This is a genomic window from Flavobacterium sp. LHD-80 (assembly GCF_030929605.1).
Classification (GTDB): domain Bacteria; phylum Bacteroidota; class Bacteroidia; order Flavobacteriales; family Flavobacteriaceae; genus Flavobacterium.
Map to the genome: position 1 here is coordinate 239,895 of NZ_JAVFVS010000012.1, position 24,133 is coordinate 264,027.

At 33.4% G+C, this 24,133-nt stretch carries 21 protein-coding genes and 1 tRNA gene; 5 read left to right on the top strand and 17 right to left on the bottom strand.

Annotation, left to right across the window (positions count from 1 at the left end):
- The first annotated feature begins 130 nt into the window (after window positions 1-130).
- On the top strand, window positions 131-322 hold the full coding sequence (locus RB619_RS17990; RefSeq protein ID WP_308100044.1) for a hypothetical protein: 192 nt from the start codon (window positions 131-133) through the stop codon (window positions 320-322).
- Window positions 323-557: 235 nt separating this feature from the next.
- Here RB619_RS17990 and RB619_RS17995 read toward each other — a convergent pair whose 3' ends face one another.
- Window positions 558-953 carry a hypothetical protein gene (locus RB619_RS17995; RefSeq protein WP_308100046.1) on the bottom strand — a complete coding sequence of 132 codons (396 nt, stop codon included), beginning with the start codon at window positions 951-953 and terminating at the stop codon, window positions 558-560.
- Window positions 954-1,445: 492 nt separating this feature from the next.
- Here RB619_RS17995 and RB619_RS18000 point away from each other — a divergent pair, with 492 nt between their 5' ends.
- Window positions 1,446-2,483: a hypothetical protein gene (locus RB619_RS18000; RefSeq protein ID WP_308100048.1), complete on the top strand. Its 1,038-nt coding sequence runs from the start codon at window positions 1,446-1,448 to the stop codon at window positions 2,481-2,483.
- Window positions 2,484-2,910: 427 nt separating this feature from the next.
- Window positions 2,911-3,705 (top strand): hypothetical protein, encoded by a 795-nt coding sequence (locus RB619_RS18005; RefSeq protein ID WP_308100050.1) that lies wholly within the window; start codon window positions 2,911-2,913, stop codon window positions 3,703-3,705.
- A 228-nt stretch (window positions 3,706-3,933) separates the two neighbouring features.
- Here RB619_RS18005 and RB619_RS18010 read toward each other — a convergent pair whose 3' ends face one another.
- The 16 genes from RB619_RS18010 to RB619_RS18085 form a co-directional block, all read right to left on the bottom strand.
- Window positions 3,934-5,025 (bottom strand): glycosyltransferase family 2 protein, encoded by a 1,092-nt coding sequence (locus tag RB619_RS18010; RefSeq protein WP_308100052.1) that lies wholly within the window; start codon window positions 5,023-5,025, stop codon window positions 3,934-3,936.
- A 317-nt stretch (window positions 5,026-5,342) separates the two neighbouring features.
- A tRNA-Arg gene (locus tag RB619_RS18015) sits at window positions 5,343-5,416 on the bottom strand.
- Between the two features lie 74 nt (window positions 5,417-5,490).
- Window positions 5,491-5,940: a GatB/YqeY domain-containing protein gene (locus tag RB619_RS18020; protein WP_091492577.1), complete on the bottom strand. Its 450-nt coding sequence runs from the start codon at window positions 5,938-5,940 to the stop codon at window positions 5,491-5,493.
- 228 nt (window positions 5,941-6,168) lie between these two features.
- A complete protein-coding gene (gene ftsZ, locus RB619_RS18025; RefSeq protein WP_308100056.1) occupies window positions 6,169-8,151 on the bottom strand; it encodes a cell division protein FtsZ in 1,983 nt (660 codons plus the stop codon).
- Window positions 8,152-8,247: 96 nt separating this feature from the next.
- On the bottom strand, window positions 8,248-9,669 hold the full coding sequence (ftsA, locus tag RB619_RS18030) for a cell division protein FtsA (protein ID WP_308100058.1): 1,422 nt from the start codon (window positions 9,667-9,669) through the stop codon (window positions 8,248-8,250).
- A gap of 6 nt (window positions 9,670-9,675) precedes the next feature.
- Complete coding sequence (locus tag RB619_RS18035) at window positions 9,676-10,398, bottom strand: cell division protein FtsQ/DivIB (protein ID WP_133526767.1); 723 nt, start codon at window positions 10,396-10,398, stop codon at window positions 9,676-9,678.
- Window positions 10,385-11,734, bottom strand: a complete 1,350-nt coding sequence (murC, locus tag RB619_RS18040; RefSeq protein ID WP_308100065.1) for a UDP-N-acetylmuramate--L-alanine ligase — start codon at window positions 11,732-11,734, stop codon at window positions 10,385-10,387. Before murC ends, RB619_RS18035 begins: the two co-directional genes overlap by 14 nt.
- Before the next feature lie 136 nt (window positions 11,735-11,870).
- A complete protein-coding gene (murG, locus tag RB619_RS18045) occupies window positions 11,871-12,959 on the bottom strand; it encodes an undecaprenyldiphospho-muramoylpentapeptide beta-N-acetylglucosaminyltransferase (protein WP_308100067.1) in 1,089 nt (362 codons plus the stop codon).
- A 45-nt stretch (window positions 12,960-13,004) separates the two neighbouring features.
- Window positions 13,005-14,315 carry an FtsW/RodA/SpoVE family cell cycle protein gene (locus RB619_RS18050; protein ID WP_308100069.1) on the bottom strand — a complete coding sequence of 437 codons (1,311 nt, stop codon included), beginning with the start codon at window positions 14,313-14,315 and terminating at the stop codon, window positions 13,005-13,007.
- A 76-nt stretch (window positions 14,316-14,391) separates the two neighbouring features.
- On the bottom strand, window positions 14,392-15,723 hold the full coding sequence (gene murD, locus RB619_RS18055; RefSeq protein WP_308100071.1) for a UDP-N-acetylmuramoyl-L-alanine--D-glutamate ligase: 1,332 nt from the start codon (window positions 15,721-15,723) through the stop codon (window positions 14,392-14,394).
- Entirely contained in the window at window positions 15,724-16,956 is a 1,233-nt protein-coding gene (mraY, locus tag RB619_RS18060) for a phospho-N-acetylmuramoyl-pentapeptide-transferase (protein WP_308100073.1), read from the bottom strand. It abuts the gene before it with no gap.
- 99 nt (window positions 16,957-17,055) lie between these two features.
- The gene (locus RB619_RS18065) at window positions 17,056-18,519 is read right to left on the bottom strand and encodes a UDP-N-acetylmuramoyl-L-alanyl-D-glutamate--2,6-diaminopimelate ligase (protein ID WP_308100075.1); all 1,464 of its coding nucleotides are present in this window, start codon (window positions 18,517-18,519) and stop codon (window positions 17,056-17,058) included.
- Window positions 18,516-20,522: a penicillin-binding protein gene (locus tag RB619_RS18070; protein ID WP_308100077.1), complete on the bottom strand. Its 2,007-nt coding sequence runs from the start codon at window positions 20,520-20,522 to the stop codon at window positions 18,516-18,518. The genes RB619_RS18065 and RB619_RS18070 overlap by 4 nt, the downstream gene beginning before the upstream one ends.
- Window positions 20,513-20,860 carry an FtsL-like putative cell division protein gene (locus tag RB619_RS18075; protein WP_035651754.1) on the bottom strand — a complete coding sequence of 116 codons (348 nt, stop codon included), beginning with the start codon at window positions 20,858-20,860 and terminating at the stop codon, window positions 20,513-20,515. The genes RB619_RS18070 and RB619_RS18075 overlap by 10 nt, the downstream gene beginning before the upstream one ends.
- Window positions 20,861-20,875: 15 nt before the next feature.
- Window positions 20,876-21,784, bottom strand: coding sequence for a 16S rRNA (cytosine(1402)-N(4))-methyltransferase RsmH (rsmH, locus tag RB619_RS18080; RefSeq protein ID WP_308100081.1), 909 nt, complete (start codon window positions 21,782-21,784; stop codon window positions 20,876-20,878).
- Window positions 21,759-22,232 carry a division/cell wall cluster transcriptional repressor MraZ gene (locus RB619_RS18085; protein WP_026730580.1) on the bottom strand — a complete coding sequence of 158 codons (474 nt, stop codon included), beginning with the start codon at window positions 22,230-22,232 and terminating at the stop codon, window positions 21,759-21,761. The genes rsmH and RB619_RS18085 overlap by 26 nt, the downstream gene beginning before the upstream one ends.
- A 377-nt stretch (window positions 22,233-22,609) precedes the next feature.
- Between RB619_RS18085 and RB619_RS18090 the strand changes: the two genes are divergently transcribed.
- On the top strand, window positions 22,610-23,374 hold the full coding sequence (locus RB619_RS18090; protein WP_035651753.1) for an alpha/beta fold hydrolase: 765 nt from the start codon (window positions 22,610-22,612) through the stop codon (window positions 23,372-23,374).
- A gap of 43 nt (window positions 23,375-23,417) precedes the next feature.
- On the top strand, window positions 23,418-24,038 hold the full coding sequence (gene yihA / locus RB619_RS18095) for a ribosome biogenesis GTP-binding protein YihA/YsxC (protein WP_308100084.1): 621 nt from the start codon (window positions 23,418-23,420) through the stop codon (window positions 24,036-24,038).
- Window positions 24,039-24,133: the final 95 nt, after the last annotated feature.

Genomic DNA, 24,133 nt, shown 5'->3' on the forward strand with positions numbered 1-24,133 from the left:
TTTATAAAACCAATTTTTATTACTACATAAAAACTTAGGAATAATTTGTTGTAAAACATTCCCTATATTAGTAAAGCAAAATTTTAAAACCATTACAAACAATATTGACCAATCTTTAAAACCTTAAAATATGGAAAATAAAAAACCAATATCATTTACTTTGCTAGTTGTAGTAATCATTTTAGGTGCAACATTGTATAAGCAATTCGATTTTAAAACACTACAATTTGAAAAACCAGCGCTTGCAACTCTTTATCTAATTGTTTTCGTAGTGTCGCTTTACTTTCTAATAAAAAGACCTAAGAAAAGTTCTGAAAAATAAATAAAGGCATAATTTTTCAGCTAGAATAGAAAAATTACAAAACAAAAAGCGCAAACTCTAAATTTTAAGAGTTTGCGCTTTAGTATGTTTTATCTGCAGAATTTTTTAAATAAAAAGTTTTATAATCACTAAACAATAAACGAGTCTACGTCAACTCTTTACTCTTTACTCTTTACTCTTTACTCTTTACTCTTTACTCTTTACTCTTTACTCTTTACTCTTTACTCTTTACTCTTTACTCTTTACTCTTCTTACTTTCCGACAATTGTGCTTCTAAATATAAAATTACTTTTTTAAGACTTTCAATAGTTTCTTTTCGGGCTTCAGCAAGCTCTTTGTAATTAATGGCTTCTTCAGCATCTTCTTGAATGGTTTTATTGTATGAAGTACTTTCCTCGTGTACAGCATTTGAATTTAACATACTTCCATTTCCTGTTAAAAGCCATTCAACATTAATATCTGGATACTTTTTTAAGATATTTTCTAATTTATCAACACCTATTGTCTTATTGTTTTTCAATTGACTGGCAAAAGAACCATTGGACATGCCAACCTCTTTCTCAAAAGCACTTATTCTAATGCCTTTAAAATCAAGAAATTGCTTCAATCTTTTTAAAGTGTTTTCAGTCATCTAATATTAAATTTAGAAAATTTCCTACATTTTCTATTGTTTTAGGAAATATCTTACTATATTTGTCCGGTTGTTAATACAAACACCGCAATGAGCAAAAATATAAAATCTCGACCAAGTTATAATCAAGATATCTTAAAGATTATAAAAGACAGGCATGGATATTCGTATGATTATATCCGAAAGTCAATTCGAGGCGACCGAACAGGTATAATTTGCGATATGCTCAAAGCTGAATATCACAAACTTAAAAACGAATCAACAAAAGCTATAGAAATTAGAGCCAAGAAATTATAAATATAAGCTCAATAATTACGTCTTCCTCTTTCTCATAAAAAATTATTCGTCTTATTTTGTTATAATCAAAACATTTAGTGGCAAAAAAAGAATAAAATGACAAGTATTTTTATTTTTTTTTTAATTTAACAAAAATAAACTTATAAATAATTATAACTTTTTATCAAGAATACTAAAATCGTAGAAATAAAAAAAATGAAAAAACTTACATGCCTTTTATTATTAATTCAAAGTGGATTTTTAATTGCACAAAGTAAAACAGTTGTGAGCTCAAATGGAGAAAAAGTAACCATTAGCCCTTATGCAAATAATGGATTAACCGCTAATAGTGGCTATATACAGTTAGGCGGTGCCTTAACTCATCCTTCTGTTTTAGCAACATCCTCAACTAATACTTTAACTTTTACAGGATTGACAACAGGTGCCGCCTCTGACAATATATTAGTAACTGATGCAAGTGGGGTTTTAAAATCAATTCCCAGATCAAGTTTTGGAGGTGATAATCTAGGAAGTCATCTTGCCGAAAAAAACTTAAATATGGCAACTTTTGACATTCAAAATATAAGAAATGCTTACATCAAAAATGATTTACAAATATTTGATCGCACAACTTCTAATACAAATTATTTCGGAATATATAAAAATAATGGTTTTTTTGGTATTTGGAATAACTCAAAAAACACCAATGCACTAACAATTGATGAAAGTACAAACAAAACTAGTCTGAGTTCTGCACAAATTGCAAAAGGTATAGATGGACTTGCGCCAGCAGCAGGCGCAATTGCTACAGCAGCAGATGCCTCTGGAAATATAGTATGGAAAACACCTTTAACCAAAGATGCTAAAACCCCTAAATTGGTAGCGGTTGCAAAAGTTGCCACTTTTAGAACTACAGGTACTAATGTTTTTTTTGACAGTTATGTGATTAATCCTGAAAATGCATTTTCAGGGAGTATTTCAACTGGAACTTATTATACAATTCAGAATAGCGGCTTGCATCAAATATTTGTTAATTTAACAGTAGCCACTCCAACAGGGGATTGGTATTTAAGAATATTGAGAAACGGAATTGTTATCGCAGCTATTGACGCAGCTAAAGCCTCAGGAGCATCTGCACCATTATTTGCAATTGATGATTTTGTAGTAGGTGATAGAATTAGTGTAGATATGGGCGGGAATGCAACAGGCTATACACCAGGCCTAACCAAAATTGCAATATTTAGATTTGAGTAAAAAAATAACCTTGTAAAATACAAACTATTTCAATCTCAAAAAAGGTCATGACTATTTTGTATCTGACATACTTAAGAGACATAATTATAAATAGAGACAGACCTATAATGGCGCCATAGCAAAAAAAATAAAAACAATTAATAAGGTATCATATCATAAGACAATTAATTATCGATACTCACAGCATTAAAACTTAAAAGAGTCAATAATAAATATTGACTCTTTTAATACCAAGCAAAAACAATAGAAAAGACACAAACTTTTTTCTTGTCTTAATTTATCACAACTAGAACTTTTAAAGGTAAAAGCTTCTGCAAGACACATTTAATTTTGCATTTGTTTTTATGAGAGAAAAAAGAGGTACAAAATATCTTTTCTGTCTCATATATAAGACTTTAAAAATCATAAATAGTTAAAATAATTTAAAATGAGAAAAATTACCTGCATGTTATTATTAATCCAGAGTGGATTTATGATGGCACAAACAAAAACGGTTGTTACCCAAAACGGAGAAAAACTAACCATTAGCCCATTGGCCAATAACGGGCTATCGCAAAATAATGGTTATACACAATTAGGCGGTGCGTTAAACCATTCAACCACTATTCAAACCAGCTCAACAAATACCCTTGCTCTATCAGGTTTAATTAGTAGTACTGATAATAATGATGCACCAATAGTAGTTGCTAATGATGGTACACTAAAAAAAGGAGCTTTTCCTGTTATAAACATTGTACCAAATGAAGTAGGAACAGTAATTGCCATAGATGGAAAACTTGAAGTAGCACAAGAAATAACCGCAATGATGTCATCTGACTTTGTTACTTCTGGAAGCGGTATTATAAAAATTGGAAACATAAACAATGTAATTATTGATAATAAAAATAAGTTTATTGGAAATTCAAGCACGAATCAATTCAGTGTTGCTGATGTAGGTACGTATCTGGTTACAATAAATGTTCAGCTTTTCGGAACAACAACAGGGAACCCTGTAATTGGTATTGTAGATAATAATACCGGTCAATGGGTAGCGAGAGTTAATGATGGTATAGGTACTAACGCATACACTTTCACACTTATAACTTCAATTGTTATGGATCCTTCTCATACTTACTCTTTTGGTTGTGCAAATAATGTTGGAACTCTAACAGTTAGAGCTTTTAGTACTGGAGGTACAGGAAATGGTCCAATATCTTTTTTCTCTGTTAAACGTTTAAAATAAAAATCGCCTAAAAAAGCAATAATTAAAGGTTGAGAGATTTACAAAACAAAGTAAATTTTTAAATTAATCACCACTCAGAAATCAAATTTTGAGTGGTGTTTTTACGTTTAAGAAATACCTGTAAGCTCTAAAAATCAATAGCACTAGAACATTAAATTCCTTTAAAAAGCAATTCTTGCTAGAGCGACAAAACTTTGAATGATTAAATTATTTACTGGCAAAAATGCATCAAGGCTTTATATAGAATTGCAGATTTTTTTTATATTGTTCAACATTTGGATAAGCAGAAATTAATTTCTGTGTGCAATATAACCCTTCGGCAAAAAAACCAATATAATAGGCATGGACACTAACAATTTCAATCGGGCCATTTCCTCCATTTGCATTTTTATCTATAAATAATTTATCTTCTTTTGTTGACTCTACTTTTATAGCCAATGATGCATACATATAAGCCCTAACGTGATCATTTTTTTCATGATAATATTGCGCCAAAGCAAAGACCGGCTCTGCCCGCCATGGGCGTTCTTGAAAGGCTTCTAAAAGAATTTTTTCGGCATCTACAACAGAAGACAATTTCAATAAACTTGCCCCCCATTTGTATTTAGCATACCAACGCTCTTCCTCCCATCCAATAACATTGTATCTAGCTTCATACCATTGCTTTGCAGTGTTATAATCGCCAATATCATAATAAGAATTAGCTAAGTAAAATAAATATCTTGGATTCTCTGGTTCTGTTTTAAGAGCCTCTTTTAAAAGTTTTATGTCCCTTTCATATTTATCAACTTTAGCCCCTCCGTCACCAATATCATTAATCTTTAATGAGCTCAAAATAGTATCTTGCAAGTCGCCAATATATAAATATTCATGTGTAGGAGCCATGTATTTCATTTCAACATCAGCTCGCACCAAACGAACGTTAGAATACTCAAAACTATTATCATGACACTGCATAATACTATAAGCTGGATGATTTAATTTGTTTTTATCAAACAATGAATCTACCATTAATTGCATATCAGCATCTAAAAATAACAAATACCAATCTTCCAGCTTATTATCCGTATTTATTAGATACTCTTTTGCATAATAAACAGCATTTGTTCTATTAAACCCAAAATTTACCCATTGATCTTGGACTACTTTATAAAGAATTCCTTTGGATTTTGCCCAATCTTCAATTATTTCAACAGTATTGTCTGAAGAACCTGTATCGCAAATCACCAAGGCATCTATAGTAGTTTCTACTGAATTAAGCAGACGCGAAATAATTTTCGCCTCATTTTTAACAATCATATTTAAAAGAATCTTTGCCATTTTATTTTAGATGAGTAGTAATTATTAAAAAACACAAAAAGTGTCCGTTTAAAAAGAAAGAAATAACCTATAGTTAATTTATACAACATTAACAATAAATATATTAGAATACAAAAATAACACTTTTACAACATGCAAAGATAGTAAAAATACTACAAAATTATTTTATCAAGCTAATTAAATATTTCCCAAACTAAACGCATTTTTTGAGTATGTGCTCTTAATTTTTAAATCATGATTATAACAGATTGAAAGACCGATAAAATAACCCCAAAAAAAAGCCTGAGAATCTATATTCTCAGGCTTTACTTTTTTAGTGACCCCGGAGGGGTTCGAACCCCCAACCCTCAGAGCCGAAATCTGATATTCTATCCAGTTGAACTACGAGGTCAATTTTATTTTAGAGTTCAGATTTTAGAGTTCAAATTCAATCTAAAATCTGAACTCTGAAATCTAAAATTATATTTACGAAAGTAATTTCTTCACAATTGTAGAAATGGTTTTTCCTTCAGCAGTTCCGCCTAATTGAGCAGATGCTAATCCCATAACTTTACCCATTGAAGCAATTCCAGAAGCTCCTGTTTCTGCAATAATTTTTGCAATTACAGCTTCTACTTCTTCTTCACTTAATTGAGCAGGTAAAAACTTCTCGATTACCGCTACTTGAGCCAATTCTGGTTCAGCTAAGTCAGGACGGTTTTGTTCTGTAAAAATTCTTGCGCTTTCTTTACGAGTTTTAACCAATCTCTGAAGCAATTTAATTTCTTCATCTTCTGATAACTCTTCTTTAGATCCTGAAGCTGTTGAAGCTAATAATAATTCCGACTTAACTGCTCTCAAAGCTTCTAAAGCTACTGTATCTTTTGCTTTCATGGCCGTTTTAATCTCGTCCATGATTTGTGTTTGTAAACTCATGTTTATGTTTTATTTAAAATAAGCAAATGCCTATTAATTGATATATTAATTTGGAATTTGTTCTCGACTAGTTTATCCTGAGCGAAGCCGAAGGGCTCGAACTGACAATAAGATTCACTTTAAAAACCTATTTAGGAAGTCAAATTTCTAAATTCAGTGCGAAGATAAAAAAAATAACCCGAAAATTAAATCCAATTTTCGGGCTATCCTAATATTATGATTTTAAAATTAATCTACGTTGTCGTGCAAAAATGAATTATTTGAACGCAATTGCAAATCATTATTGCTGTCTGTTCCAACTGAAATTCTAGAATTAGTATTGTTTGACTGAGAATTAGACAAATCAATTCCTAATCTTTTGTAAGCAGGCTCTTTTTCCAACTCATCAATTCTTGAAACATTATTGTGGAATTTATAATTAAATTCTTTTAGTTTCTTTCTTCTTTCTTCAGCTCTTAAACGAAGTGTTTCTTCAATTGTCAATTCCATAGGAGAAACCTCTGCAGTTGTTGTAAAATCAGGCTGACTTGCAAAATCAACTCTTGGTTTCAACTGAATATTTAATTCTTCAGGAACAACATCTTCAACCACTTTTTCAACTGGTTTTGAAGCCATCAAATCATTCTCCACTTCCATATATTCTTCTAACGAATACTTGATAATTCCGTTATCAGAAAGTTCAGTTACCGGAACAAATGAAACCGGGTCGTTTACTTTAATATTACGAGTTTCGTTTGTTAATTCAAACATGATTTTAGTTTCCTGTTCAGCAACTGGTTCTTTTTTAACCTCTGGTTCTGATCTAAAAAGTGGCAAATCAAATGAAAAAGTAGTTTGTTCTTCTTTTTCAAAAGTTCTTTGCTGCACTGGCTTCACTTCTTGAAAAGCCTGTACTTCTGGAGTTGAGATTTTAAAATCGATATCTGTTATTGGAGAAACAATTTCAAACGTCACATCAAGATTTTTAATAAACTCAGACATCACAACCAACTCTTCTTGATTGATTGTTGGAGGTGTTACCGGAGCAACTGGAGTTTGCGCTACGGGAGCAACCGTATCTTCCATTAATTCAAAAACAACTTTATCCTCAGATTTTGCAGTAGGTGTTTCAGCATTTAAATCAAAAGAAGTAAGTGGTCTATTCGTTAAATTATGAACACTTCTTTGCTCGTCTTCTAACGTGTGAATGATTTTCTTTGGCTCCGTATTAACGATTTCGTTTTGTTGTTCAACATCAAAACCAGTAGCAATAATAGTTACAGCAATAGCTTCACCAAGAGTTTCGTCTTCACCAACTCCCATGATAATATTTGCGTTGTAACCTGCTTCTGCTTGTATGTGATCGTTGATTTCTCCGATTTCGTCAAGCGTTATTTCATTAGATCCAGAAACGATAAGCAACAATACGTTTTTGGCACCTGTAATCTTATTGTCATTTAACAACGGAGAATCTAATGCTGATACAATCGCATCTTTAGCTCTGTTTTCTCCTTCTGACACCGCAGATCCCATAATAGCCGTTCCGCTGTTTGCTAAAACTGTTTTAGCATCGCGTAAATCGATATTTTGAGTATAGTGGTGTGTAATTACTTCAGCAATACCTCTAGAGGCAGTTGCCAAAACTTCATCTGCTTTAGAGAATCCGGCTTTGAAACCCAAATTTCCGTAAACTTCTCTTAATTTATTATTATTAATTACGATCAACGAGTCAACTTGTTTACGTAATTTTTCGATTCCTAAAAGTGCTTGTTCCTGACGTACTTTCCCTTCAAACTGAAACGGAATCGTCACGATACCAACTGTTAGAATTTCTCTTTCTTTTGCTAATTGCGCGATAACCGGAGCAGCACCTGTACCAGTACCACCACCCATACCAGCGGTAATAAATACCATCTTAGTACCACGGTCTAACATTTTTTCAATATCGGCAATACTTTCAATAGCAGACTGCTGTCCTACGTCAGGATTTGCTCCTGCTCCAAGACCTTCTGTCAAATTCATACCTAACTGAATTTTGTTAGGCACCGAACTGTTTTGCAGTGCTTGTGAATCGGTATTACAAACGATGAAATCAACGCCTTTAATACCTTGTTTAAACATATGGTTGATAGCGTTGCTACCTCCTCCACCTACACCTATTACTTTGATTACATTTGATTGGTTTTTTGGTAAATCAAATGAAATGCTTCCAAATTCTGAGTTGCTCATCATCTTTTTGGTTTTTAATTCTTATTTAGTACATTTTTTACTTCGTGACTTGGGGCCAGAAAGTAATCCTTCTCTTTATTATCTCTATTCGGCTTATATTTATTCAGCGTTGTCTAAAAAATCTTTGATTTTATCGACGTATCTGTCAAAAAATGATCTCCTAATTTTGGTTTCTGTAGATTCTGCTTCTACTTTATTTGTTCTTGTCTCTCTTGGTTCTTCAATAGTTTCTACTCTTTCAACGTAGTTTTCTTCTACTTCGTATCGTTGCTGAATAGGTTGTTGTTGCTGCGCTGGAGCGTTTCTGTAAACTACTTTTGACTGTTCATTTACAATTTCCATTCGAACAGCACTTTGTGTACTGTTTTCGATGCTGTTCATCACTAAACCTACCGCTGTTGCAAACAATGGGCTCGAAATTTCTTCGCTTGAATTTCCAGCTAAATGCTCATTTGGATATCCAATTCTGGTATCCATACCAGTAATATACTCTACTAATTGTTTAATGTGTTTTAGTTGAGCTCCACCACCTGTAAGAACAATTCCTGCAATTAATTTTTTGCGAGGATCTTCGTGTCCGTAAGCCTTAATTTCTGCAAAAACCTGTTCAATAATTTCCACAACACGCGCATGGATGATTTTTGATAAATTTTTAAGTGAAATCTCTTTTGGCTCTCTTCCTCTTAAACCTGGAATAGAAACAATTTCGTTGTCTTTATTTTCTCCCGGCCAAGCTGATCCGAATTTTATTTTTAAAAGCTCTGCTTGTTTTTCGATAATCGAACAACCTTCTTTTATATCGTCAGTAATTACATTTCCTCCAAAAGGGATTACTGCAGTATGACGAATAATTCCATCTTTAAAAATGGCTAAATCTGTTGTTCCACCTCCGATGTCTATCAAAGCTACACCTGCTTCTTTTTCTTCTTGACTTAAAACTGCATCTGCCGAAGCTAATGGCTCTAATGTCAATCCTGAAAGTTCAATTCCTGAACTCTGAATACATCTTCCAACATTTCTGATTGAAGAAGCCTGACCAACTACAACGTGAAAACTAGATTCTAATCTTCCACCGTACATTCCGATTGGCTCTTTAATCTCAGATTGTCCGTCAATTTTAAATTCCTGTGGTAAAACGTGAATAATTTCTTCACCCGGCAACATTGCCAATTTATTTACCTGATCAATTAAAAGCTGAATATCTTTTTCGCCAATAACCTCTTCAGGATTACTACGGCTAATGTAATCTGTATGCTGTATACTTCTAATGTGTTGTCCGGCGATACCAACAACAACATCTTTAATTTTATAACCTGAATTGTTTTCTGCTTCAAGTATTGCTTGCTGAATTGACTGAATAGTTTGCGTAATGTTGTTTACAACTCCTCTCGCAACACCCAGACTTTTGGATTTCCCAATACCCAAAATTTCCAATTTGCCATACTCATTTTTCTTGCCTATCATGGCAACTATCTTTGTCGTTCCAATATCTAGACCTACTGCAATGTTATCTTTTTCCATTTTCTATTATTTTGTGCAAACTACTTGTTCCGTAAACCTAAGGTCAATTTTATTGTATTTGTATAACGAACTATCTAAAACTGCTTTTTGAAAAAACGCTTTATAGTTTCTAAATTTTTTATCAACATTCATCGTTCTGCCAAAATCTATGAAGTAATCATAGTTTCGATTAAACATTTTTAGGCTGCCATTAGGCATAATTTGTATCGCAATGATGTTTTTTTTCAAAAACGCATCGTCATAAATTGTGCGAAATAAAGCAGCTAAATCTTCGTTATTTTTTTCATTTATCGCCCCCGAAACAAGAGGAACTCGCGCTGTAAAATTGTCTGACAAAGGCATTTTATTCCCCTCGTAGTCAATATAAAAAGATTGATCACCATCATAAACTCGCGCTATTGGTGTCTTCTGTTTTACTACCGCTTTTAGAACTCCGTCGATACTTACAAAAACATCTGACTTCTCAATCATGTCTTGCGTATCAAGGGTTTTTTCTATCTTATTCAAATCTAGTTCATCTTTTCTAATACTGGAAGCGTCTCTTTTATTTTCTATCAACAATTTATTAACCGTTTCAGCCTTTACAAAAAGCGCATTTTCTCCTACAAAAACAACCATAGATTTTTTCAATTTTCTATCTCCATTTCGATGCTGAGCGAAAGAATATAGAAAAAGTACAAGCCCTAAAATGAGTACTAATCGAATATTTGTCCAATTAAATATTTTCATTTAGCATTTTTTTGATTGACGGAACCATTTCTCCAATATCTCCAGCTCCAATTGTCACAATTATTGGCGCATCACTGGCTTTGATTTGCGCTAATAAATCATTTTTTGCAACAATTTTTTTGTTCGAATTTGTCATTTTCCCCAACAGCCATTCTGATGTAACCCCTTCCATCGGCAATTCACGCGCTGGGTAAATATCCATTAAAAATACTTCATCAAATTGTGAAAGGCTTTCTGCGAATCCCTCAACGAAATCTTTTGTTCGACTGAATAAATGAGGCTGAAAAATCGCCAACACTTTCTTTCCTGGATACAATTCCCTAACTGCCTGATGAACAGCATTTATTTCCGTTGGATGATGTGCATAATCATCTATATAAACTAACTTATCTGATTTAATTTGATAAGAAAAACGTCTTCTGATTCCTCTGAATGAAGCAATGGCTTTTGCAATAGACTCGGTCGGGGTGCCGAAAGTTTTTGCCATCGCAATAGCCATTAATCCATTCATTAAATTATGTTTTCCAGGCAATCCAAAATGAAGATCTTTCATAATTTCAGATGGCGTTTGCACATCAAAAACATAACTTCCGTCTTCAATTCGAACATTATAAACCTTATAAACTGCATCTTCATTTATAGCGCACTGAACTCCTTCTAAAGGCAATTCTTTGGTTATAAAAAGATTGTTTTTATCTTCTACTTTTGAAGCAAATTCAACAAACGAAGCCTCGATTGCATCACTTGTTCCATAAATATCCAAATGATCTGCATCCATTGAAGTTACACACGCAATATTTGGATGCAAATGCAAGAACGATCTGTCGAATTCATCAGCCTCAACAACTGTAACTGTTTTCCCAGTTCCAATTAAATTTGAATTATAGTTTTCTACAATTCCACCAACAAATGCCGTAACATCTGCTCCACTTTCATATAAAATATGTCCAAGAATACTTGATGTTGTTGTCTTACCGTGTGTTCCAGCAACTGCAAAACTAAAAGTGTCTTTGGTGATAATCCCTAAAACCTCTGCACGCTTTTTAATTTCGTAATTTCTTTCAATAAAATAATTCCACTCTGAATGCGATTTTGGAACAGCTGGCGTAAAAATCACCAGCGTATTCTCAACATGATAATCAGTCGGAATCAAATTGATATTATCTTCAAAATGAATATCAATACCACTTTCAATTAATTCACTTGTCAGCATTGATGGCGTTTTATCGTAACCTGAAACCTGTTTCCCGATATATTTGAAATAGCGGGCCAGAGCACTCATTCCGATGCCTCCAATACCAATAAAATAAACGTTTTGTATTTGATTTAAATTCATTTCTTATTTGCTTTTTTTTCGCTTTAAGCAATAAGCTTTAAGCTTTAGGCCTTTTCTACCCTTGTCTTTATTATTTTATTCTTTTTCTTTAAGCAACAAGTTTAAAGCTTACAGCCTATAGCTTACTGCTTATAGCTTAACGAATTAACTTCACAATTTCAGCTACAATATCTTGTGTCGCTTTTGGCATTGCCAGTTTTTTTATGTTTGAGCTTAATTGTTTTTGTTTTCCTTCATCTTTCAGAAGCGCTTCAAAAACAATACTAAATTCATTGTCTAATTCTGATTCTTTCAATAAAATGGCACCTTTAGCATCAACAATTGCTTGCGCATTTTTTGTTTGATGATCTTCAGCAACATTTGGCGACGGAATAAAAATTACTGGTTTCCCAACAATACATAATTCCGATACTGATGATGCTCCAGCACGTGAAATAATCACATCGGCAGCTGCGTAAACAAAATCCATTCTTTCAATAAAATCAACCACTTTTACATTTGGCTGATTGTACTTTTTATAATCCTCAAAATATAACTTTCCGCATTGCCAGATTACCTGAACATCTTGCGAAAGAAAATTTTGTAATTCTTTTTCAATTAACTGATTGATTCTTCGTGCGCCTAAACTTCCGCCTAAAACCAATAACGTTTTTTTATTCGGATCTAAACCATAAAACGCAATTGCTTCATCTCGCTTGCTTTCAATATCAATCAAATCCTGACGAACTGGATTTCCAGTCAACACAATTTTTTCTTTTGGAAAAAATCGTTCTAAATTTTGATACGCGACGCAAATTGCATTTGCTTTTTTGCTCAATAATTTATTTGTTATTCCTGGAAAAGAATTCTGTTCCTGAATAACAGTTGGAATTCCCGCACCGCCTGCCGCCTGCAATAATGGTCCGCTGGCAAAACCTCCTGTTCCAATAACTACATTTGGCTTAAACTGCTTGATAATTCTTCTTGACTCTAATAAACTTGTTGCCAACTTTAATGGAAACATCATATTCTGTAAAGTCAATTTTCGTTGTAAACCTGCAATCCAAAGACCTTTTATTTCATAACCTGCCTGAGGCACTTTTTGCATTTCCATTTTATCTTTGGCACCTACAAAAAGAAATTCAGCATCAGGAAATTGTAATTTTAATTCATTTGCAATCGCAATTGCAGGATAAATATGCCCTCCTGTTCCTCCTCCGCTAAGTATGAATTTATACTTTGTCATCTTTCTAAGAATTACAACTTTTTAAAAAATCTTTATATTTTAATCTTATCTGTTCAAAACTGCATTCATCGGATTTTTGGAATTATCTTCGATTGAATACATTGCTTCTTCTTCGTAAAGTTCGTCAGCAGGTAAATCTTCTTCTGCTAATTCTTTATCAATTAATCTTTGAAGCGCTTCTTTTCGTCTTTCTTTCTCTTCTTTTTCCTCAGCGATTTCTTCTTCTTTTTTAGTCACACTGATGATAATTCCAAGACCTAAACACGTCATCCAGATTGAACTTCCTCCTGAACTTATCAGCGGAAGCGTTTGTCCTGTTACTGGCAACAATTCTACAGCAACCGCCATATTAATCATCGCCTGAAATATCATTGGAAATCCGAGTCCGACGACGACTAATTTCCCGAATAACGTATTGGCTTTGTGTGATGCGATAACAAATCGAAACAAAAGCAATAAATACAAAATTAATATTGCCACACCTCCAACTAAACCATATTCTTCGACTACAATTGCATAAATAAAATCGGAAGAAGATTGTGGTAAAAAGTTTTTCTGAACACTTTTTCCTGGCCCGAGTCCTCCAAGTCTTCCAGATGCGATTGCAATTTTTGCTTTCTCAATCTGATAATCATCCTCATCAGGTTTATCTGTGGTAAAGTTCATAATACGACTTTCCCAAGTTGAAACCCTGCTGAAAAATCTAGAATCAGGAAAGGCTTTCGCTACCAAAAGGAAGAACGTCAGCATAACAAGTCCTGAACCTATAATAATTCCAATATATTTTAATGGATATTTTCCAATGAACGTAAGCATTAAAACCATTGCAAAAATCAATGCAGTGGTAGAAAAGTTTGCAGGCAAAATCAATGCCAGCGTAATAAATACCGGAATCCAAAGCTGTATAAATGACACTTGAAAAGGTTCGTTCTCCTCTTTCTTTTTTGACAAATAACGAGCCACAAATATGAACAAAACAATGGAAGCCAAAGTCGAAGTCTGAAATGTAATTCCGATAAACGGTACCTGAATCCAACGGCTTGCATTTGCTCCTGCAATAACAGTTCCTTTCAATAATGTATAAAGCAACAAGAACCAAACAATAGGCAAAGCAATTTTTGAAATCGCTCTAAAATAATGATATGGTACTTTGTGCACCCAATAAATAATCAGGAATCCAATACAAATGTGAGCCAAATGTTTCACCAAATACCCCAATGTATTCCCCGTTCCATGACCAATGTATGCCAAATTACTACTCGCACTAAAAACAGGCATAAACGAAAACAGCGCTAATAAAGCCACGAATGACCATATTACTCTATCTCCTTTTAATTTGTTAACCAATTCTTTCATAGTGCTTAGTTTCAGGTTTTTCTTGTTTCAAGTTTCAAATTTCTCCTAATGTGAAACTTGAAACCTTAAACTATTTTTACAAATTATGTACTGCTTGTTTAAATTGTTTTCCTCTGTCTTCGTAGTTTTCGAATAAATCGAAACTTGCGCAAGCTGGAGACAATAAAACAGCATCACCTTTTTCTGTTAATCTTTGAGCAGTTTTTACCGCATCGTTCATATTGTTCACTTCAACCATAATATCAACAACGTTCCCAAAAGCATCAATAATTTTACGGTTATCGATTCCTAAGCAGATAATTGCTTTTACTTTCTCACGAACTAATGACATTAATTCGTTGTAATCATTTCCTTTATCAACACCTCCAACAATCCAAACTGTTGGCACATTCATACTGTCTAAAGCAAAGAAAGTTGCATTTACATTTGTTGCTTTTGAATCGTTGATATATTGTACGTTTTGTATTTTTAATACTTTTTCTAAACGATGTTCTACACCTTGGAAATTAGATAAACTTTCACGAATTGTTGCATTTCTAATTTGCATCAATTTTGCTACAGAGCTTGCTGCCATTGCGTTTTTCATATTATGTTTTCCTTCTAACGCAATGTGTTCCGTGTCCATTGTAAACTCTTCTTGGTTGATCTTTATTTCCATTTTGTTGTTATTTATAGAAGCCCCCTCTGCAAAACTTTTTGTTAATGAGAAAGGAATTAATTTTGCTTTCGTTGTATTATTTTTTAACCATTCTGCACTTGCTTCATCGTCTGCATCATAAATCAAGTAATCCGTTTCGGTCTGATTCATTGTTATCCTGAATTTCGAATCGATATAATTTTGATATTTATACTCATATCTATCTAAGTGATCCGGGCTAATATTCGTAATTATGGCAATATCTGGTCTATAATCTATGATTCCGTCTAACTGAAAACTGCTTAATTCAAGAACGTATGCATCAAACTTATTTTCGGCCACTTGCCAGGCAAAGCTTTTTCCTATGTTACCTCCCAATCCAACATTCAAACCAGCTGATTTCAGTAAATGAAAAGTCAACATTGTTGTTGTTGTTTTACCATTACTTCCTGTAATTCCAATTGTCAGTGCTTCTGTATATGGTTTTGCAAATTCAATTTCTGAAATCACCTTTACTCCAGCAGCAATTAATTTTTTTACAATCGGAGATTTTTCAGGAATTCCAGGACTTTTCATCACCACATCGGCATTCAGAATAAGATCTTCAGTGTGCTGTTCTTCTTCCCAGGCAATTTTATTAATGATAAGAACTTCTTTGTAACTCTCTTTAATCTTTCCAAAATCAGACACAAAAACTTCGTATCCTTTTTTCTTCCCCAGAATAGCGGTTCCAACACCACTTTCTCCTCCTCCTAAAACTACCAGCCTCATCTATCTTAATTTTAAAGTAACGATTGATAATATGGCTAACATGATGGCAACAATCCAGAAACGGGTCACAATTTTACTTTCGTGATATCCTTTTTTCTGGTAGTGATGATGTAACGGAGACATCAAGAAAATTCTTCTTCCCTCACCGTATCGTTTTTTAGTGAATTTGAAATAACTCACTTGCAGTACCACTGAAAAATTCTCTACTAAAAAGATTCCACACAATAACGGAATCAATAACTCTTTACGAACGGCAATTGCTAAAACTGCAATGATTCCACCAATCGTCAAACTTCCCGTGTCTCCCATAAAAACAGATGCAGGATAAGAATTGTACCAAAGAAAACCAATCAATGCTCCTACAAATGCTGATATAAAGACCGTCATTTCTCCCGAATTTGGGATGTACATAATATTCAAATAATTGGAAAAAATAATATTTCCCGAAACAAATGTAAATATCCCGAGCGCGAGTACGGAGACCGCAGAGGTTCCGGCCGCAAGACCATCAATTCCATCAGTTAAATTTGCTCCGTTAGAAACCGCTGTGATAATAAAAATTACAACCGGAATAAAAATTAACCAAGCCCATTTTTCATAACCTTCGCCTGTCCAAGCTAATAATTCAGCATAATCAAATTCATTGTTTTTTACGAAAGGAATAGTCGTTGCCGTTGATTTTTCTTCCACCGGTGCCGGTAAAACCACTGTTGTATTAGTAGATGTTTTAAAAACATCTGTTCTTCCAGTATCTGTACGAACAGTTACTGCAGGATTAAAATAAAGAACAGCACCCACGATTACTCCCAAACCAACTTGACCAATTACTTTGAAAATTCCTTTAAGCCCTTCTTTATCTTTTTTGAATATTTTGATATAATCATCAATAAAACCAATTGTCCCCATCCAAAGTGTAGTTACAATAAGCAATACGATGTAAATATTATGCAAACGAGCAAACAACAAAACAGGCACAAGTGTTGCAAAAATGATAATCAGTCCACCCATTGTTGGCGTTCCTGCTTTTTCATTTTGACCTTGAAGACCTAGCTCACGAACTGTTTCACCAACTTGTTGATTACGCAAAAAGTTAATGATTCGTTTTCCATAAATCGTTGATAAAAGCAACGAAAGCATTAATGCTAAAGCTGATCTAAAAGTGATGTACTGAAAAACTCCCGTTCCTGGCACATCTAATGTTTTGTCTAAATATTCAAATAAATAGTATAGCATATATATTGGTTTATTTGGTTAATCGTTGATTTGTTTATTCGTTTGTTTTTGATTTAATAATTATCCGATTAAACGAATAATCAATTCACCGGTTAAACTTTATTTTTTTAATTGATCTAAAATTTCTTTTACAGTTTCCATATCATCAAAATGATGGCGAACACCGTTTATTTCTTGATACGTCTCATGTCCTTTTCCTGCAATAAGAATAATATCATTTGGCTGAGCCAATTGACAAGCCGTTTTTATAGCTTGTTTTCTGTCTGTAATTCTTAATATTCTTTTGTAATTATGAGCTTCAACTCCTTTTTCCATTTCGTCTAAAATCACTTCTGGATCTTCGTTTCTTGGATTATCGGAAGTTAAAATTGCTTTGTCACTCAAGTCTGAAGCAATTTTTGCCATAATTGGTCTTTTCGTTTTATCTCTATTTCCGCCACAACCTACAACTGTAATCAATTGTTCGTTTTTTGTACGGATATCATTGATCGTTTTTAAAACATTATCTAAAGCATCTGGCGTGTGTGCATAATCGACGATTGCTGTAATGTTTCCTTCTGAAACAATATATTGAAAACGTCCCGAAACACTTTCTAAATCAGACAGTAAGCGTAACGCTTCAAGACTATCCATTCCTAATTCAATTGCAGTTCCATAAATTGCTAAAACATTGTATGCATTAAATGTTCCAATCAATTTTACCCAAACTTCATTATCATTTACTTTTAGCAGTAAACCAGACAATTGGCTTTCTAAAATTGTTGCTTTAAAATCGGCATACGATTTCAAGGCATATGTAAACTTTCTTGCAACCGTATTTTGCAACATTACAGTTCCGTTTTTATCATCAATGTTTGATAAAACGAAAGCCGTTTTTGGCAATGAATCAAAGAACGATTTTTTTACATTTCTATATTCTGCAAAAGTTGGATGATAATCTAAATGGTCGTGCGACAAATTCGTAAAAATACCGCCAACAAAATGTAATGCCTCTGTTCTTTTTTGATGAATTCCGTGTGAACTCACTTCCATAAAACAATGCGTTACCCCAGCTTCGATCATTTCATTTAAATAATGATTAATCGTAATAGAATCTGGTGTTGTATGCGTTGCAGGATATTCTGTTTCGTCAACCATAATTTTTACAGTTGATAATAACCCAACTTTAAAACCTGCTTTTTTAAACAATTGAAACAACAATGATGCGATTGTAGTTTTACCGTTTGTTCCCGTTACTCCAACTAATTTTAATTTTTCAGATGGATTTCCGAAATAATTTGCAGCAATAAAAGCCAAAGCTGCATTCGTATCTTGTACCTGAATATAAGTAATCCCTTTTTCAATAGTTGAAGGCAAAGTATCACAAATAACTGCAATAGCACCAAGTTCAATTGCTTTTTGAATGTAATCATGTCCATCAGAAAGTGAACCGCGAATGGCAACAAAAATATCACCTGATTCTACTTTACGAGAATCAAATTCAATTTTTTGAATGTCAATTTCTGTCGAACCTGTTACCGACTCGATTGCTACTTTATATAATATGTCTTTCAGTATTTTCACGATAATTCTAATACTATAATTGCGTTTCTACTAATATTTTGACCAGCTTGAATCGATTGATTCTTCACTTTTCCTACTCCGTTTACTTTTACTTTTAAACCTAAATTTTCAAGTAAAGCAATTGCATCCATTCCTGGCATTCCTTTTAAATTCGGAATTACACTTGTTTTTGTATTTGATACTTTTTCAAACTTAGCATAACTGATTTCCTGTTTTGGAATTTTAGAATCCAGCTGCTTTATTTTATTTGTTGAAGGCGCATCTGTAAATATTTTTTGGGCAATTCTTTTAAAAACTGGACCCGCAACGTCTGCTCCGTAATAATTATTTTTTGATGTATTAGGTTTATGAACCACTACAATACAAGAATATTTTGGATGATCTGCTGGAAAATACCCAACAAAAGAAGACGCATAATACATTCCTTCTCTTCCCGCTTTACCATAATTCACCATAGCTGTTCCTGTTTTTCCTGCCATTGGAAAATCTTTCGAATACAACTTAGACGCAGTTCCTTTTTTTACCACATTTTGCAAAACTGCTTTTACTTTTTTAAGCGTTTCAGGCGAACAAACCTTTGGATTAATTACTTCTGTATCAAACTTTTTAATCGTTTTATTCCATTCCTTTATTTCCGAAACAAACTGTGGTTTTACCATTACCCCATTATTCGCCACCGAATTATAAAAAGCTAAGGTCTGCATTGGAGTAACTGAAACCGAGTATCCAAAAGCCATCCACGGAAGTGAAATTCCTGACCAGCTTTTATCTCCAGGATGTGGAATAATTGGCCTTCCTTCTCCTTTAAAATGCAATCCTAAAGGTTTATCTAAACCAAAACTTTTAATATGATCTACAAATTTTGACGGATTGCTTTTATAATTATCATAAACTGCCTGAACCATTACCGTATTTGACGAAAGTTCAAATCCGCGAGCTAAGGAAACTTTTCCGTAACCCCCTTTATGCGAATCACGTACAGATCTTCCATAATATTTAACCACACCATCGTGACTATCATAAACAGTGCTTGTATCGGCCACTTTATCTTCTAGAATCGACATTAAATCGACCAATTTAAAAGTCGATCCTGGTTCGTGAGACTCTGCTACAGCATAATTTGTAGTTTCAATATAAGACCCGTCTTCCTGTCTTCCTAAATTTGAAATCGCTTTTACATAACCCGTTTCAGTTTCCATTACCACCACACAGCCGTGATCTGCTTCATATTCTTGAAGTTGTTTCAATAAAGCATGATGTGCAATATCCTGAATAAAAACATCAATTGTCGAAATCACATCGTAACCATCAATAGGATCTACTTCGTTTACATCACGAATTGGTTTCCACTGGCCTTTTGCAATTTTTTGTTTTAGAATTTTTCCGTCTTTTCCGTTCAAATAACTTTTAAAAGCCCATTCAATTCCTTTTCCAACTTCAATTCCTGTTGCTGGATCAATTCGGTCGTAACCAATGGTTCTTTCAGCAATCTTCCCTATCGGATGTTTTCTAACGGTCTCTTGTTCAATTATGATTCCGCCTTTAAAAGCACCTAAACTAAATAATGGAAAACCTTTAATTTTCACATAATCCGTATAACTTAAATTACGGGCAATCAAATAATAACGATTTTTATTTGCTCTGGCTTTTCTTAATTCCTGTTCGTAATATCCTGCAGGTCTATCCAAAACAGTCGCCAATGAATCTGATAATGCTTTTACATGCTTCTCAAAAGTTTCAGTTTTTGGCGCTTTAGCATCAAAACGAATTTCATAATTCGGGATTGATGTTGCCAACAAACTTCCGTCAGCCGAGTAAATATTTCCTTTGTTTGCCGGAATTACAAAATTTCGAACCGTACGCTGTTTCGCCAGTTTTCTATAGTAATCTCCTTCAACCCATTGAATATTGGTTAATTTAACGACAATAGCAATTGCCATCATAAAGATGAAAACTGCTACGAGGTAAATTCTGTAGGATATATGTTTATCGTCTACTGCCATATTCTTTTAAAGAAACTTTTTTCTTCTTCTTTTTTAACTTCTATTTTTATTGGAGGAACCGTTGATGGAAAAATCTGCTTTTCAAGCATTTTGTCCGAAATCGTTGATTCCATTTTTAATTTCATCAATTCTGAACGTCGATCTACAAATTCTGATCTTAATTCTTTTACTTCATTATTTAGTTTTGCAATTTCAAAAACCTTTTGTTCGTATCGCTGTGTATTGGCAATCATCAAAATGGCAAGCAAAATGATAAAAACAATGAATCGCCAATTTTTAATTGCGTCATCATTGATCAAGAATCTTGCTTTTAATATGCCAAATACTCCACTTTTCATTTTTCTACCTTAATATTATATCTTCTCTGCAATTCTCAATTTTGCGCTTCTTGCTCTATTGTTGATTTTAATCTCAGCTTCATCAGGAACAATTAATTTTCCGATAGTTTTAAACGGAACTGAAAAATTTCCGTAAAAATCGCGTTCTGGCTCTCCTTCAAACATTCCATTTTTGATAAATCTTTTTACCAATCTGTCTTCTAAAGAATGATATGAGATTACAGAGAATCTTCCACCTGGATTTAAAATTTCTAATGACTGCTCAATAAATTCTTTCAGAACGTCCATTTCCTGATTTACCTCAATTCGAATGGCTTGATAAATTTGAGCCAATATTTTATTTCGAATTTTCTCAGGAAGATATTTTTTCAAAATCTCTTTCAATTCATCTGTTGTTTTGATCGGATAACCTTGTCTTGCCTCAACAATTGTTCTTGCCAAAACCGGCGCATTCTTCAACTCCCCATAATCAAAAAAAACACGACGTAAATCCTGTTCTTCATATTCGTTAACCACCCGATAAGCATTTAAATCATTTTTTTGACTCATCCGCATATCCAGTTCGGCATCAAATCTTGTTGAGAAACCTCTTTCTGGAACATCAAACTGATGTGATGAAACACCTAAATCAGCTAAAATTCCGTCGACACTTTTTACACCGTGAAAACGAAGAAATCTTTTTATGAATCTGAAGTTTTCATTAATTAAGGTAAACCTTTCATCTGGCAGTGCATTTGCGAGTGCATCCTCATCTTGATCAAAAGCAAATAATTTTCCATTTGGCCCCAAGCGTCTCAAAATTTCTTTTGAATGACCACCGCCTCCAAAGGTTACATCCACATACACACCATCTGGCTTAATATTTAAACCATCAACTGTTGGATGAAGCAAAACCGGATTATGATATTCCATTGTCGTCGTCATTAATATTTCCCATTACCTCCTCGGCTAAATCAGCAAAATCCATATCTTCGCCGCTTATTGATTTTTCGTATAAATCTTTATCCCAAATTTCCACAATATTAACCGCAGAAGAAAAAACAACATCTTTAGAAATACTTGAAAAAGCCACCAAATCTTTTGGAACCAGCAATCTTCCTAACGCATCAATCTCTACCATTTTAACACCAGCAGTAAATCTTCGAATGAAATCATTGTTCTTTTTTACAAAACGATTAAGCTTGTTGATTTTTTGCATCATCAAGTTCCATTCTTCCATTGGGTACAATTCTAAACACGGCTGAAAAACGGAACGCTTCAAAACGAAACCGTCCTGAAGAGAGGAAGCCAATTGCTTTTTCAAAGGTGCAGGCATCATTAGCCTTCCTTTAGCATCAACTTTACACTCATATGTCCCTACAATTGTGTTCAAAAAAATCAATTAAGATGTTATAGGACAAAAATATAAAAAATATTACCACATTTTACCACAATATACCACTTTGTTAATAAGTTTAACCACTTTTCTACCACCTAAACTAAACAATAGACAATCAATACTTTAACTTATTATTAGCGTTTTCTTAATATCATTAATCATTCAAAAATAATAAGCACTAATTTTCTTAAAAAAATGCTTATTATGCCGATTTCTTAACATTTGCCATTTTTCTTAAAAAGCACTCTAAAACCTGATTTTTAACCACTTAGATATTCTACAAAAATTATCTAGTTAAAAAACGGCAGCAAAAATTCATTTTTATTTATTAAACCCTATATTTGTCGAAATTGAAATTGGCATTAGATTAAATGGACAAACACTACAAAAAAGAAGGCAAATACAGCTATTTTGAAGCTGGAGAAGGAACTCCTATCGTAATTTTACACGGGTTAATGGGAGGCCTTAGTAATTTTGATGGTGTAGCGCAATATTTCCCATCGAAAGGATACAAAGTTGTTATCCCGGATTTGCCAATCTACACACAAAGCATTTTAAAAACTAATGTGAAAAGTTTTGCTAAATACGTAAAAGACTTCATCACCTTTAAAGGTTTTGATAAAGTTATTTTATTAGGAAATTCATTGGGCGGACACATTGCGTTGTACCACACAAAGTTATATCCTGAAAAAGTTGCTGGACTTGTAATTACCGGAAGTTCTGGACTTTATGAAAGTGCAATGGGCGACAGTTACCCAAGAAGAGGCGATTATGAATACATCAAAAAGAAAGCTGAAGATGTATTTTATGACCCAAAAATTGCAACTCCTGAACTTATTGATGAAGTATACGCAACTGCAAATGACCGTATTAAGCTGATTAAAACTTTAACGATTGCTAAAAGTGCAATTCGTCATAATATGGCTAAAGATTTACCAAAAATGACAGTGGAAACCTGTATTATTTGGGGTAAAAACGACTCTGTAACACCTCCAAATGTTGCCGAAGAATTTGATAAATTATTGCCTAATTCAACTTTGTATTGGATTGACAAATGTGGACATGCCGCTATGATGGAACATCCTGATGAATTCAACGAGATTCTTGAAAAATGGCTTACTGAGCAGAAATTTTAGCATTCGACTTTCGACTTTTAAGAAAGTTTAAAAACAAAAAAACATGAAAATTACTTCTGCCGAATTTATTGTCAGTAATTCTGATGCTTCTAAATGCCCGGCTGAATTTTTACCGGAATACGCATTTATTGGCCGATCAAACGTGGGTAAATCTTCGTTGATCAACATGATTACCAATCATAAAAATTTAGCAAAAACATCAGGAAGACCTGGAAAAACACAATTAATAAATCACTTTAAAATCAATAATAATTGGTTTTTAGTCGATTTACCAGGTTATGGTTATGCTAAAGTTTCTAAAAAAACAAAATCTGTTTTTCAGCAATTTATTACAGATTATTTTGAAAACAGAGAACAGCTTGTATGCGCTTTTGTTTTAATCGACATTCGCCACGAAGCTCAAAATATTGACATTGAATTTATGTCGTATATGGGAGAAAGCGAAATTCCGTTTTGCATTATTTTCACCAAAGCCGACAAAATCAGCAGAACAAAAGTTGATTCGCACATAGCAGCATACAAAAAACAAATGTATGCCAACAACTGGGCTGAAATGCCTCATTATTTTGTTACCTCATCGACAGAATCAATTGGAAAAGAAGAGCTTTTAACTTATATCGACGAAGTAAATCAAGAAGTTTTTAAAAACAACTCTGGCTTTTAAATTCTGAACTTTTAAAATACACAATAAAAAAAATCCCAAATTCCAATTTTATCCCGAGGCTTCGGGAGGAATTTGGGATTTTTTTATTGGGATTT